The sequence below is a fragment of the Enterobacter sp. UNJFSC 003 genome, from assembly GCF_036903355.1.
GTDB lineage: Bacteria > Pseudomonadota > Gammaproteobacteria > Enterobacterales > Enterobacteriaceae > Enterobacter.
The window spans coordinates 1-14775 of the sequence record NZ_JBAKHK010000007.1 but is presented as its reverse complement, the minus strand read 5'-3'; the positions used below and the strand labels follow the sequence as shown (position 1 = coordinate 14775).

The 14775-nt window shown below is 54.7% G+C and carries 6 protein-coding genes and 1 tRNA gene; 5 read left to right on the top strand and 2 right to left on the bottom strand.

Annotated elements, in window-relative coordinates; genetic code table 11:
* The first annotated feature begins 6 nt into the window (after window positions 1-6).
* From recC to recD, 4 genes are all read left to right on the top strand, one after another.
* Window positions 7-3381: an exodeoxyribonuclease V subunit gamma gene (gene recC / locus V5P19_RS16195; protein WP_334405064.1), complete on the top strand. Its 3375-nt coding sequence runs from the start codon at window positions 7-9 to the stop codon at window positions 3379-3381.
* 141 nt (window positions 3382-3522) lie between these two features.
* Window positions 3523-6405, top strand: a complete 2883-nt coding sequence (ptrA, locus tag V5P19_RS16190; protein WP_334405062.1) for a pitrilysin — start codon at window positions 3523-3525, stop codon at window positions 6403-6405.
* Complete coding sequence (gene recB, locus V5P19_RS16185; RefSeq protein WP_334405060.1) at window positions 6402-9944, top strand: exodeoxyribonuclease V subunit beta; 3543 nt, start codon at window positions 6402-6404, stop codon at window positions 9942-9944. Before ptrA ends, recB begins: the two co-directional genes overlap by 4 nt.
* The gene (gene recD, locus V5P19_RS16180) at window positions 9941-11761 is read left to right on the top strand and encodes an exodeoxyribonuclease V subunit alpha (RefSeq protein WP_334405058.1); all 1821 of its coding nucleotides are present in this window, start codon (window positions 9941-9943) and stop codon (window positions 11759-11761) included. The genes recB and recD overlap by 4 nt, the downstream gene beginning before the upstream one ends.
* Window positions 11762-11795: 34 nt before the next feature.
* Here the strand turns inward: recD and argA are convergent, their stop codons facing one another.
* Entirely contained in the window at window positions 11796-13127 is a 1332-nt protein-coding gene (argA, locus tag V5P19_RS16175; protein WP_334405056.1) for an amino-acid N-acetyltransferase, read from the bottom strand.
* 226 nt (window positions 13128-13353) lie between these two features.
* Here argA and amiC point away from each other — a divergent pair, with 226 nt between their 5' ends.
* Complete coding sequence (amiC, locus tag V5P19_RS16170) at window positions 13354-14607, top strand: N-acetylmuramoyl-L-alanine amidase AmiC (RefSeq protein ID WP_334405054.1); 1254 nt, start codon at window positions 13354-13356, stop codon at window positions 14605-14607.
* Window positions 14608-14693: 86 nt separating this feature from the next.
* Here the strand turns inward: amiC and V5P19_RS16165 are convergent.
* Window positions 14694-14770: transfer RNA gene (locus tag V5P19_RS16165), tRNA-Met, on the bottom strand.
* Window positions 14771-14775: the final 5 nt, after the last annotated feature.

Below are 14775 nucleotides of genomic sequence, written 5' to 3'. Positions count from 1 at the left end.
GCGTTTATGTTAAGGGTCTACCACTCAAATCGTCTGGATGTGCTGGAGGCACTGATGGAATTTATCGTTGAGCGCGAGCGGCTTGACGATCCTTTTGAGCCAGAAATGGTGCTGGTGCAGAGTACCGGTATGGCGCAGTGGCTGCAAATGTCGCTTTCCCGTAAATTTGGTATTGCGGCGAACATCGATTTCCCGCTACCCGCCAGCTTTATCTGGGAGATGTTTGTCCGCGTACTGCCGGACATTCCTGAGCAGAGCGCATTCAACAAGCAAAGCATGAGCTGGAAGCTGATGGCGCTCCTGCCGGATATGCTGATGCTCGACGAATTCACTATGCTGCGTCACTACCTCAATGACGATACCGATAAGCGCAAACTGTTCCAGCTGGCATCGCGTACCGCCGATCTCTACGATCAATATCTGGTTTACCGTTCTGACTGGTTAATACGTTGGGAAGCGGGCGAGTTAGTTGACGGTTTACCCGAAGCGCAGATATGGCAGGCGCCGCTGTGGAAAGCGCTGGTGGAACATACTGAGAAACTGGGGCAGCCTAAATGGCACCGTGCCAATCTGTACGATCGGTTTATCTCGATACTCGAAAATGCATCGGAGCCTCCAGCCCGACTGCCGTCACGCGTTTTTATCTGCGGGATATCCGCATTGCCCCCTGTTTATCTCAGGGCGTTGAATGCACTGGGTAAACATATTGATATTCATATTTTGTTTACTAACCCTTGCCGGCAGTACTGGGGGGATATCCTCGATGAACGCTGGCTCTCGCGGCTGGTGACTCGCCAGAGAAAGCGCCTCTTTGAAGAACGATCCGTGCCGCTGTTTAAAGACAGTGCAACTGCCGGACAGCTTTTCGATGAGGAAGGGATTCAGAATCTGCCAAACCCGCTGCTTGCCTCCTGGGGCAAGCTGGGGCGCGACTACATTCATATGCTCTCAGACATTACATCGTCAGGGGAAGGTGATGTCGATGCATTTGTCGATATCACGCCTGACAGCCTGCTACATAATATTCAGCTAGACATTCTGGATCTGGAAAACCGTGCAGTGATGGGCGTAACCGCACGCGAGTTCGAACGCAGCGACAACAAGCGGAAACTGGATCCTGACGATCGCAGCATCACCGTCCACGTTTGTCATAGCCCGCAGCGCGAGGTGGAGATCCTCCACGACCGGCTGCTGACTATGTTGCAGGACGATCCCACGCTAACGCCGCGCGATATCGTGGTCATGGTGGCGGATATCGACAGCTACAGTCCCTTTATTCAGGCTGTTTTTGGCAGCGCGACGGGCGAGCGATACTTGCCTTACGCTATTTCTGACCGCCGTGCGCGCCAGTCGCATCCGGCACTGCAGGCTTTTATCAGCCTGCTGTCACTGCCTGATAGCCGGTTCACCTCCGAAGATGTGCTGGCTTTGCTGGACGTTCCGGTGTTGGCCGCGCGTTTCAACATCAATGAAGAGGGGCTGCGCTACCTTCGCCAATGGGTCAACGAGTCTGGCGTGCGCTGGGGGATAGATGACGATAATGTCCAGGCGTTCGAGTTGCCGCCTACCGGTCAACACACCTGGCACTTCGGCCTGACCCGAATGCTGCTGGGCTATGCAATGGAAAGCAGCCAAGGCGAATGGAAAGAGGTGCTCCCCTACGATGAATCCAGCGGATTAATCGCTGAGCTGGTCGGCCACTTAGCCTCGCTGCTGATGCAGCTTAACCTCTGGCGACGTGGGCTGATGCAGGCACGCCCGCTGGACGAGTGGCTGCCGGTTTGCCGGGAGATGCTTAACGATTTCTTCCTGCCGGACAGCGAAACGGAAGCGGCGATGGCGCTCATTGAAAAGCAGTGGCAGGCAATTGTCGATGAAGGCGTTAATTCCCACTATACCGAGGCGGTTCCTCTTTCCCTTCTACGCGATGAGCTGACGCAACGACTCGATCAGGAGCGTATCAGCCAGCGTTTCCTTGCTGGCCCTGTCAATATTTGCACCCTCATGCCCATGCGTTCGATACCGTTCAAAGTGGTGTGCCTGCTTGGCATGAATGACGGTATTTATCCGCGCGCGTTACCGCCGCTGGGCTTTGATCTGATGAGTTCGCAACCAAAACGAGGGGACCGTAGCCGCCGCGATGATGATCGCTATCTCTTCCTTGAGGCGCTCATTTCAGCTCAGAGCAAACTGTACATCAGCTATATCGGTCGTTCGATTCAGGACAACAGCGAGCGTTTCCCGTCAGTTCTGGTCCAGGAGCTGGTGGACTACATTGGGCAGAGTCATTACTTGCCGGGTGACGAAGAACTGAACTGCGATGAGAGCGAGAAGCGGGTGAAAACCCATATCACCTGTTGCCATAGTCGTATGCCGTTTGATCCGGCGAATTATGTTGCTAATGAATATCAAAGCTATGCCCGAGAGTGGCTTCCGGCGGCGAAGAATGAGGGAAAAGCGCATTCCGATTTCATTCAAGAGCTTGAGGCGCGGCCCATTGATACTCTGACATTCGAACAGCTTCTGCGTTTTTGGGCACACCCGGTCCGTGCCTTTTTCCAGCAACGGTTACAGGTTAACTTCCGTTCAGAAGAGAGCGAGATCCCTGATGCAGAGCCTTTTACCCTTGAAGGCCTGGAGCGTTATCAGCTCAACCTGCAGCTTTTGAACGCGCTGGTTGAACAGGAAGATGCCGACAAGCTTTACCGTCGCTACCGCGCGGCGGGGCAACTGCCCTACGGCGCATTTGGGGAAATCACCTGGGATGCGCAGTGCCTGGAGATGAAGACGCTTGCCGACAGGGTACTTGAATGTCGGCAGCCCGGGAAAAGCATTGAAATCGATCTCGATTGCGGCGGTATACAGCTCACTGGATGGCTAACCCAGGTTCAGCCTGATGGGCTTCTGCGCTGGCGGCCCGCGATGCTCAGTGTTTCACAGGGGCTGCAACTCTGGCTCGAACATCTTGTCTACAGTGCAGTCGGTAATAAAGGTGAAAGCCGGATATTTGTCCGTAAAGACGGCGAGTGGCGCTTTCCGCCGATGGAGGCAGACCAGGCATTACGCTACTTATCCCTGTATGTCGACGGTTACCGTCGGGGAATGAGCAAACCGCTGCTGTTATTGCCAGAAAGTGGTGGGGCCTGGATAAAAGCCTGTTATGACGCAGAGAATGATGCCATGTTAATGGATGACGCTTCACTACAGAAAGCGCGGAGTAAATTTGTTCAGACCTATGAAGGTAACATGATGGTGCGCGGTGAAGGCGAAGATGTCTGGTACCAGCGTTTATGGCGAACGCTTGAGCCAGAGTACTTCGAGGTTATCACGGAAGAAGCACAACGCTACCTGTTACCGTTGTTCAAATTTAATCAGTCCTGAGCGCTGTATAAAAATTGCGCAGCGTAGGGGTGTTCATTTATGATGCACTTCTTATCACGGACTGATGTACCCAAAGAAAGAGATGCTGGCGTGTCCAGCACGCAGTTTGTTAATGATGTAGCCGTGATAAAGAGGTCGTTAATGCCAGGCAGCACCTTGTTCAAAGCGTTTGTTTTGTTTGTCGCCCTTTGGGCTCCCATCACTCAGGCAGACTCCGGTTGGCAACCCGTTCAGGAAACTATCCGTAAGAGCGAAAAAGATACTCGCCAGTATCAGGCTATTCATCTTGATAACGGGATGACTGTACTGCTGGTTTCCGATCCGCAGGCGGTGAAATCTCTCTCGGCACTCGTTGTGCCGGTTGGGTCGCTGGAAGATCCCGAAGCGCACCCGGGCCTTGCACACTATCTGGAACATATGACGCTGATGGGGTCCAAAAAATACCCGCAGCCAGATAGCCTGTCTGAATTTCTGAAAATGCATGGCGGCAGCCATAATGCCAGTACCGCGCCGTACCGCACGGCATTCTATCTTGAAGTCGAAAATGATGCGCTGGAAGGGGCGGTTGATCGTCTTGCAGATGCGATTGCTGCGCCACTTCTCGATAAAAAATACGCCGACCGCGAACGCAACGCGGTGAATGCCGAATTGACCATGGCCCGCACGCGAGACGGCATGCGCATGGCGCAGGTTAGCGCCGAAACCATCAACCCTGCGCACCCGGGCTCACGTTTTTCCGGTGGCAATCTTGAGACGCTGAGTGACAAACCGAACAGCCCGGTGCTTGAGGCATTGCACACGTTTCGCGATAAATATTATTCCGCTAACCTGATGAAGGCAGTCATCTACAGCAACAAACCGTTGCCGGAACTGGCTGGCATGGCGGCTCAGACATTTGGCCGCGTGCCGAATAAAAATATCGATGTGCCGCAGATTAACGTGCCGGTGGTGACAGACGCGCAAAAAGGGATCGTTATCCACTACGTTCCGGCCATGCCGCGCAAAGTGCTGCGCGTAGAGTTCCGTATTGATAACAACACCGCGCAGTTTCGCAGCAAAACCGACGAACTGGTGACCTATCTTATTGGTAACCGCAGTCCGGGCACTCTTTCTGACTGGCTGCAAAAGCAGGGACTGGTAGAAGGTATTCGCGCTGATTCCGATCCGGTGGTTAACGGCAATAGCGGCGTGTTGGCCATTTCTGCGACCCTGACGGACAAAGGACTGGCTCATCGTGACGACGTCGTGGCAGCGATCTTCAGCTATCTCTCTTTACTGCGCGAGAAAGGGGTTGATAAACGCTACTTTGATGAACTGGCGCACGTGCTGGATCTCGATTTCCGTTACCCGTCGATTACGCGTGATATGGACTACGTCGAATGGCTGGCGGATACCATGATCCGCGTGCCGGTGGAACATACGCTGGATGCGGTCAATATTGCCGACCAGTATGATGCCGCGGCGGTTAAAGCCCGTTTGGCGATGATGACGCCGCAGAATGCCCGTATCTGGTATATCAGCCCGAACGAACCGCATAACAAAACGGCCTATTTTGTGGATGCCCCGTATCAGGTCGATAAAATCAGCGAGCAAACCTTCACGGACTGGCAGAAAAAAACCGGGGATATTGCGTTGACGTTACCGGAGCTGAACCCTTACATCCCGGATGACTTCTCGCTGATCAAAACCCCCAAAGCGTATCCCCACCCTGAGCTTATCGTTGATGAGCCGACGCTGCGCGTGGTTTACACCCCAAGCCGCTATTTCGCGAGTGAGCCAAAAGCCGATGTCAGCGTGGTTCTGCGTAACCCGAAAGCGATGGATAGCGCGAAGAATCAGGTGATGTTTGCGCTGAATGACTATCTGGCGGGGATCGCACTCGATCAGCTTAGCAATCAGGCCGCTGTCGGTGGGATCAGTTTCTCAACCAATGCCAATAATGGTTTGATGGTCAACGCGAATGGCTACACCCAGCGCTTGCCGCAGCTGTTCCAGGCCCTGCTGGAAGGCTATTTCAGCTATGCGCCAACGGAAGAGCAGCTTGAGCAGGCCAAATCCTGGTATGCACAGATGATGGATTCTGCGGAAAAAGGCAAAGCCTACGATCAGGCCATTATGCCTGCGCAGATGCTGTCGCAAATCCCGTACTTTCAACGTGAGGAACGCCGCGCTCTGCTGCCATCCATCTCATTAAAAGACGTGCTTATGTACCGTGACGCGCTGAAAACTAACACTCGCCCTGAGTTCCTGATTGTCGGGAATATGAGCGAAGACCAGGCCAAAACGCTGGCGCAGAATGTCCGTACACAGCTCGGGTCTAAAGGCGATGAATGGTGCCGGAACCAGGACGTATTGGTTGAGAAAAAGCAGAATGTCATCTTTGAAAAAGCGGGCAGCAGCACGGATTCTGCGCTAGCAGCCGTGTTTGTGCCTACGGGCTATGATGAATTTGCCAGCTCTGCGCAGAGCGCGGTACTGGGACAAATTATTCAACCGTGGTTCTACAACCAGCTGCGCACTGAAGAACAGCTTGGCTACGCGGTCTTTGCCTTCTCCATGAACGTTGGGCGTCAGTGGGGCCTTGGCTTCCTGCTTCAAAGCAGCGATAAACAGCCTGCTTATCTGTGGCAGCGTTATAAGGCGTTCTTCCCGCAAGCGGAAGAAAAACTGCGTGCCATGAAGCCAGAAGAATTTGCCCAGATCCAGCAGGCCGTGATCGCCCAGGTCATGCAGCCGCCGCAGACGCTGGGTGAAGAAGCGTCTCAACTGAGCAAAGATTTTGATCGCGGTAATCTGAAGTTTGATTCGCGTGATAAAGTAGTGGCCGAGATAAACCAGCTGACGCCTCAGAAGGTTGCCGACTTCTTCCATCAGGCGGTGGTGAAACCGCAGGGAATGGCGATTCTGTCTCAGGTTTCCGGTAGCCAGAACGGGAAAACGGAATATGTAAACCCGAAAGGCTGGAAAGTCTGGAAGAGCGTCAGTGCACTGCAGCAATCTATGCCCTGGAGTAAGAAAGAATGACCGATACCGCTGAGTCCCTTGATCCCTTACGTTTACCACTACAGGGTGAACGATTGATTGAAGCCTCAGCGGGAACGGGAAAAACGTTCACCATTGCCGCGCTCTATCTGCGTCTACTGTTAGGGCTTGGCGGCAATGCCGCCTTTTCCCGTCCTTTAAGCGTGGAAGAGCTGCTGGTGGTGACCTTTACCGAAGCAGCGACCGCCGAGTTACGCGGTCGTATTCGTTCCAATATCCACGAGCTGCGCATCGCCTGTCTGCGCCAGAGCACGGATAATCCCCTGTACGCGAGCCTCCTCGACGAGATTGCCGATAAGCAGCAGGCAGCCCAATGGCTGCTCCTGGCCGAACGACAAATGGACGACGCGTCCGTGTTCACCATTCACGGTTTTTGTCAGCGTATGCTGAGCCTGAATGCCTTTGAATCCGGCATGCTGTTTGAACAACAGCTTATCGAAGATGAATCCGAACTTCGTTACCAGGCCTGCGCTGATTTCTGGCGTCGTCACTGCTATCCGTTACCACGAGATATCGCCGAAGCCGTTCATGCCTTATGGAAAGGCCCTGAAGAGCTTCTGCGGGCTATTGAGCGCTACCTTCAAGGCGAAGCGCCGGTCATTAAGTCTCCGCCGCCAGCGGATGAAACGCTGGCATCGCGCCATGAAAAGATCGTCACGCAGATCGCGACCTTAAAACAGAAGTGGAATGAGTCGGTGGGTGAAATTGAGGCCATTATCGAAAATTCCGGCATCGACAGACGCAAATTTAACCGAGGTAATCAGAGCAAGTGGATCGACAAGATCACCGCCTGGGCACAGGAGGCGACGCGTGGATATCAGCTTCCGGACGCGCTGGAGAAATTCTCGCAGCGTTTTCTGGTTGAGCGAACCAAAGCGGATGGTATTGTTCCCGAGCATCCTCTGTTTGTGGCTATCGACGGCCTGCTGGCTGAACCGCTAACGATCAATGACCTGATGATCGCCCGTGCGATGACGGAGATCCGTGAAGCCGTATCCCGTGAAAAGCGCCGCCGGGGCGAGCTGGGTTTTGACGATATGCTGAGCCGCCTTGACGCAGCGCTGCGCAGTGAAACTGGCGAGGCGCTCGCCGCGGCTATTCGCACCCGGTTCCCGGTGGCGATGATCGATGAATTTCAGGATACAGATCCCCAGCAATACCGTATTTTCCGCCGCATCTGGCGGCAACAGCCCGATACCGCGCTGTTGCTAATTGGCGACCCGAAACAGGCCATTTATGCCTTCCGCGGCGCCGATATTTTCACCTACATGAAAGCCCGTAGCGAAGTCGAAGCGCACTACACGCTAGACACTAACTGGCGTTCATCCCCCGGTATGGTTGAAAGCGTCAATACGCTTTTCAACCGTATGGAAACGGCATTCATGTTCCGTGAAATCCCCTTTCAGCCGGTAAAGTCTGCAGAGAAAAACGCGTCATTGCGGTTCGAGCTCAACGGTATAGCGCAGCCAGCGATGAACTTTTTGCTACTGGACGGTGAAGGCTGTGGCATTGCAGATTATCAAAGCGCCATGGCTCAGCACTGCGCTGCTCAAATCCGTGACTGGCTCAGCGCGGGTGCGCGCGGCGAGGCAATACTGTGGAAAGGCGAGAAATCTGCGCCTGTGAAAGCGTCCGATATTACGGTGCTGGTCCGTAGCCGGCAGGAAGCCGCGCTGATCCGCGATGCCCTGACGTTGCTGAACATTCCCTCCGTTTATCTCTCAAATCGCGATAGCGTCTTCGAGACGCTTGAAGCTCAGGAGATGCTATGGCTACTTCAGGCCGTGCTCGCTCCCGAGCGTGAAAGCACGCTACGCAGCGCGCTAGCAAGTTCTATGCTTGGGCTGACCGCGCGTGATATTGATGCACTTAATCACGATGAATCCGCCTGGGATACTGTTGTAGAAGAATTTGTTCACTACCGTGAACGTTGGCAAAAACGCGGCGTGATGGCAATGCTGCGCGAACTGATGGCGCAGCGTCATGTCGCGGAAAATATGCTCGCAACGGCCGGTGGCGAGCGCCGTCTGACAGATATTTTGCATATCAGCGAGCTGCTGCAGGAGGCGGGCACTCAGTTGGAGAGTGGACATGCGCTGGTTCGCTGGCTGTCGCAGCAAATTGCTGACCCGAACAGTAACTCGTCCAGCCAGCAAATGCGCCTGGAGAGTGATAAGCATCTGGTGCAAATCGTCACCATCCACAAATCGAAAGGTCTCGAATATCCCTTGGTCTGGCTACCCTTTATTGCCAATTATCGCGTGCAGGATCAGGCGTTTTATCACGATCGTCATTCATTCGAAGCAGTGCTCGATCTCAGTAAAGCCGAAAGCAGCGTTGAACTGGCCGAAGCTGAACGTCTGGCGGAAGATTTACGCCTGCTTTATGTGGCACTTACCCGCTCTGTCTGGCACTGCAGTTTGGGCATAGCCCCACTGTTTCGTCGGCGTGGTGAAAAGACGGGGGAGAGCGATTTTCATCTTAGTGCGCTGGGGCGTCTAATCCAGCTCGGTGAGGCAAAAGATGCGGCAGGCTTGCGTCAGTGTATGGAATCACTCTGCGGTGACCATATTGCCCTGCAGGTCCCGACACAACCCGATAACAGCCGCTGGCAGATGTCAGAGCCGCGTGAACCCGAGCTGCATGCCCGCCAGATTGCGCGAACCATTGCCGACGACTGGCGCGTTACCAGCTACTCCGGCCTGCAGCAGCACGGACAAAGTATTGCCCAGGATCTGATGCCAAAGCTGGACGTGGATGCTGCGGGCGTGGGTGAAGTACTGCCCGAACCCACGTTGACTCCGCATCAGTTTCCGCGCGGCGCGTCGCCGGGCACCTTTTTGCATAGCCTGTTTGAAGAACTGGATTTCACCCAGCCGGTTTCTGAAGAGTGGGTATTAAAAATGCTGCAGAGCGGGGGGTATGACGCGGAGTGGCAGCCGGTTCTTAGCGACTGGATCAGCGCCATTTTGCACGCGCCGCTCACGGAGCAGGGCATTTCACTCAGTCAACTGACGGCCAAACACAAGCAAGTGGAGATGGAGTTTTACCTTCCTATCGCCAGCCCGCTCAAAGCCGACGCGCTTGACGCGCTGATCCGCGAACACGATCCGTTATCCGCCGGTTGTCCGCCGCTGAATTTCCGTCAGGTGCAGGGAATGCTGAAAGGATTTATCGACCTGGTTTTCCGTTACGACGGGCGCTATTACCTGTTGGATTACAAATCAAACTGGCTGGGTGAAAACAGTGAAGCCTATACCCAGCAGGCGATGGCATCAGCCATGCAAATGCATCGCTACGATCTTCAGTACCAGCTCTATACTCTGGCGCTGCATCGGTATTTACGCCATCGCATTGCGGATTACCGTTATGACGATCATTTTGGCGGGGTTATCTACCTGTTCTTGCGGGGCGTGGATGCGGCTGACCCTCATTCCGGTATCTTCAGCACGCGCCCGGATGAGGCACTGATCGATAAAATGGATAATTTGTTTGCCGCAACCACGGAGGAGGTGGCATGACGATGCAGGAATTATTGCTGAACGCGGTAGAGGAGCGAGCGCTGCGCCATCTTGACGTGCAGTTTGCCATCATGGTCGCAGATGAAAATCCCGCCGTGATGCTTGCGGCGGCTCTCCTCAGCAAAGACGCGGGTGAAGGGCACGTCTGCCTGCCGCTATCGCGTTTGGTGAGTGAGGAGAATATGCCGCCGGTCCTGCAGGCCTGTTTTGCTCTCTTAGGGGAAGGGGTTGCTTGGCAGAGTCTTTTGCTCCATTCCCCTGCAGTAAGCAGCGGAGAAAGTCAAACGCCGCTGATCCTGATTGGTGAGCGTTTATATCTTAACCGGCTGTGGCGCAATGAACTCACGGTGGCTCGCTTCTTTAGCGAGACAAACGCTCCACTTCCCTGCGATGAAGTGCAGCTCCGGCAAACGCTGGATGCGCTGTTTACCTCAGGTGAAGCAATCGACTGGCAAAAAGTTGCGGCGGCGGTGGCTTTAACGCGACGGATTTCAGTGATTTCTGGCGGCCCGGGAACGGGAAAAACGACCACGGTAGCCAAGCTGCTCGCCGCGCTGATTCAGCTTTCGGGCGATCATAAGTGCCGTATTCGGCTGGCAGCACCTACCGGAAAGGCGGCGGCTCGTCTGACGGAGTCGTTGGGTGGGGCGCTGCAACAACTGCCGCTCACCGAGTCTCAGCTTGCGCTTTTCCCTAACGAAGCCAGCACGTTACACCGGCTGCTCGGCGCGCAGCCGGGTAGTCAGCGTCTGCGTTACCATGCCGGCAACCCGCTACATCTGGACGTGCTGGTGGTGGATGAGGCTTCAATGATCGACCTGACCATGATGTCGCGGTTGATTGAGGCGTTGCCGCCTCACGCGCGGGTCATTTTCTTGGGCGATCGCGATCAGCTTGCCTCCGTTGAAGCCGGCGCGGTATTGGGCGATATTTGCACATATGCCAGCCAGGGCTATACCACCGGGCGGGCTGAAGAGTTATCGCGGCTCACAGGCTGTACGCTGGAAGGTGATAACAATCCGCTGGCCGGTGCGCTGCGCGACAGCCTGTGCCTGCTGCAGAAAAGCTACCGCTTCGGGAGCGATTCCGGTATTGGTCAACTGGCTTCGGCGGTGAACAGAGGCGATCGGCACAATACGCGCACGGTGTTTGACGGCAGCTTCAGCGATATTGAGAAAAAATCGCTGCAAACCGGGGAAGAGTATCAGACGATGCTGGACGATGCCCTGCAGGGGTATCAGCATTTCCTGACACATGTGCAACAGAAAAACGCGCCGGAGCAGGTTATCGCTGCTTTTGGAGAGTATCAATTGCTGTGCGCGCTGAGGGAAGGGCCGCTTGGCGTAAGTGGCCTGAACGACAGGCTGGAGCAGTTACTGGTACAGAAGCGCAAAATAACCCGTTTAGCTCACTCGCGCTGGTATGAGGGACGGCCAGTAATGATTTCGCGCAACGACAGTGCGTTGGGGTTATTTAACGGTGATATCGGGATTGCGCTTGACCGCGGACAGGGGCTGCGCGTTTGGTTCATGATGCCGGATGGTAACGTCAAGTCCGTGCAGCCCAGCCGTCTGCCAGAACATGACACGGCGTGGGCAATGACGGTACACAAATCCCAGGGCTCCGAGTTTAACCATGCGGCGTTAATCCTGCCAACGCAGCTTTCCCCGGTGATTACCCGCGAGCTGATTTACACCGCCATCACGCGCGCTCGTCAGCGCTTGTCCCTGTATACCGATGAACGCGTGTTGGTTCAGGCGATAGCCACCCGTACCGAACGGAGAAGCGGGTTAAGCGCACTATTCGAAACCGCCTGAGAAAACGCCCGCGCCGTACGGCGAGGGCGTCGTGTTATCCCAGATCGGCCATCAGCACTTTGGAACGGCGCTGATAGTTGTACATCTCTTTCTTGCTTTCCGGCAGTGAATCGATATCCACCGGCGTGAAGCCGCGTTCCTGGAACCAGTGAATGCTGCGCGTGGTGAGCACAAACAGCTTGCTCAGCCCCATCTGACGCGCCTGAAGCGCAACGCGCTCCAGCAGCATTTCGCCACGCGATGAGCTGCGGTAATCAGGATGGACCGCAACGCAGGCCATTTCACCAATTTTCTCTTCGGGGAACGGATAAAGCGCAGCGCAGGCAATCGTCAGATTATCGCGCTGGATAATGGTGAATTTGTCGATCTCCATTTCCAACTGCTCACGGGAACGGCGAACCAGAATGCCTTGCTGTTCCAGCGGGCTGATCAGCTCCAGGATACCGCCGATATCGTTGATGGTGGCACGACGGATCTGCTCCGCACTTTCCATCACAATCTGTGTACCTATACCGTCGCGGGAGAATAATTCCTGCAGCAGGGCGCCGTCTTCCTGATAGCTGATCAGGTGGCTCCGGCGCACGCCGCTCCGGCAGGCTTTCACGGCACCGCGTAAGAAACGCACGGTCCCGGAGTTGTAATCGCCTTGTTCTTCCAGCTCTTCCACGCGAGCCTGCGCTTCATTAGGGAACAGCTCCGGCACAATTACCCCTTCATTGTTAACGACGCCCTGCGAGGAGCAAAACCCAATCATTTTTTCCGCCTTTAGCTTGATGGCCAGCTGCGTGGCAATCTCTTCTGACGTCAGGTTAAAACTCTCTCCGGTGACGGAAACGGCCACCGGCCCCATCAGCACGATGGCGCCGCTGTCCAGCTGGCGGTGGATCGCTTCTTCATCAATACGACGAATGCGGCCGCTGTGGCAGTAATCTACGCCGTCGTCCACGCCGAGCGGTTGAGCAATAATAAAGTTGCCGCTCACGACGTTGATATGCGCGCCCTGTAAAGGCGTATTGTTCAGGCTCATCGACAAACGCGCGGTAATGTCGAGCTGCAGCAAACCCGCAGCCTGTTTGACTAACTCAAGCGTTTTTGCATCTGTTACACGGGTATTTTTATGGTAAATCGGCTCATGGTGGTGGGCAGCCAGATTGGCATCAATCTGCGGGCGGGCGCCATACACCACGACCAGACGAATGCCCAGACTGTGCAGTAGGCCAATGTCATTGACGATGCTGGAAAAGTTTTCATGCTCAATGGCTTCACCGCCGAGCATGATGACAAACGTTTTTCCCCGATGGGCGTTGATATAGGGAACTGAATGGCGGAATCCCTGGACCAGTTCGGTTCTACGTTCCTTCACCATGACACAACCTTAATGAATGTTTATTCGTAATTTATGTATTTTTATTCGAATTTGACCGCATGTGCAAGCCTAAATTTTCTGCGACACAGAGAAATTTATAAGTAATCCGTGCGTTAGCGTATGATTGTTTACCCTTTTATAGATGACAGTTTATGCGTCATTCGTTAAAGTTTTCGGTCCAATTGGACGTTTTGTATATCAGTCAGATTTCTTGCTCGGGAGAAGCATGTCGGGATCCAATTCAGCAATAAGCCGTCGCCGCTTGTTAAAAGGGGCGGGGGCAATGTGGTTGCTTAGCGTCAGTCAGGTGGGTCTTGCCGCCACAAGCCAGGTGGTGGCGGTGCGCGTCTGGCCATCGTCCACCTATACGCGCGTGACGGTAGAATCCAATCGCGTACTGAAATATAAGCAATTTGCCCTCAGTAATCCTGAGCGTGTTGTCGTGGATATCGAAGGCGTAAACCTGAATTCGGTTCTGAAGGGAATGGCAGCGCAGATCCGCGGAGACGATCCGTTTATCAAATCGGCACGCGTAGGGCAGTTTGATCCGCAAACCGTACGCATGGTGTTTGAGCTGAAGCAGAACGTCAAACCGCAGCTGTTTGCGCTTGCACCTGTGGCGACCTTTAAAGAGCGTCTGGTCATGGATCTCTATCCGGCCAACGCGACGGATATCCAGGATCCTCTGCTGGCCCTGCTGGAGGATTACAACAAAGGCGATCTCGACAGGCAGGTTCCGCCAGCGCAAAGTGGCCCGAAGCCGGGTAAGGCAGGGCGCGATCGTCCGATTGTGATCATGCTCGATCCGGGGCACGGCGGGGAAGACTCCGGGGCCATCGGGAAATATCACACGCGCGAAAAAGACGTCGTGCTGCAGATTGCGCGCCGTCTGAAGGCCTTGATCGACAAAGAAGGCAATATGCGTGCCTACATGACGCGTAATGAAGATGTCTTTATACCGCTGAAAGTCCGCGTGGCGAAAGCGCAAAAGCAGCGCGCGGATCTGTTTGTTTCTATCCATGCTGATGCCTTTACCAGCCGCCAGCCGAGCGGATCGTCGGTGTTTGCACTGTCAACGAAAGGGGCGACCAGCACCGCGGCGAGATATCTTGCAGATACCCAGAACGCCTCTGACTTGATCGGGGGCGTCGGCAAGAGTGGCGATCGCTATGTCGACCACACCATGTTCGATATGGTGCAGTCGCTGACCATCACCGACAGCCTGAAATTTGGTAAAGCGGTGTTAGGCAAGCTGGGCGGGGTCAACAAGTTGCATAAAAATAGCGTGGAGCAGGCTGGGTTTGCGGTGCTTAAAGCACCGGATATTCCGTCCATTCTGGTCGAGACCGCGTTTATCAGCAACGTTGAAGAGGAGCGCAAGCTCAAGACGGCAAAATTCCAGCAGGAAGTGGCAGAGTCAATTCTGGCAGGGATACGGGCGTACTTCTCGGATGGGGCAACGCTGGCGCGTCTAGGATAGTTTTGACGCCGGGTAACGCCCGGCAAATTCACAAACGACAGATACAAAAAAACACCCGTTAAGGTGTTTATTGTTTTTCGACGTATTGGTTGCGGGGGCCGGATTTGAACCGACGACCTTCGGGTTATGAGCCCGACGAGCTACCAGGCTGCTCCACCCCGCGTCCGT

Excerpts from the sequence above, each read along its gene's own strand:
- ptrA (WP_334405062.1), top strand. The coding sequence starts at position 3,523 with ATGCCAGGCAGCACCTTGTTCAAAGCGTTTGTTTTGTTTGTCGCCCTT.
- amiC (WP_334405054.1), top strand. The coding sequence starts at position 13,354 with ATGTCGGGATCCAATTCAGCAATAAGCCGTCGCCGCTTGTTAAAAGGG.
- recB (WP_334405060.1), top strand. The coding sequence starts at position 6,402 with ATGACCGATACCGCTGAGTCCCTTGATCCCTTACGTTTACCACTACAG.
- argA (WP_334405056.1), bottom strand. The coding sequence starts at position 13,127 with ATGGTGAAGGAACGTAGAACCGAACTGGTCCAGGGATTCCGCCATTCA.
- recC (WP_334405064.1), top strand. The coding sequence starts at position 7 with ATGTTAAGGGTCTACCACTCAAATCGTCTGGATGTGCTGGAGGCACTG.
- recD (WP_334405058.1), top strand. The coding sequence starts at position 9,941 with ATGACGATGCAGGAATTATTGCTGAACGCGGTAGAGGAGCGAGCGCTG.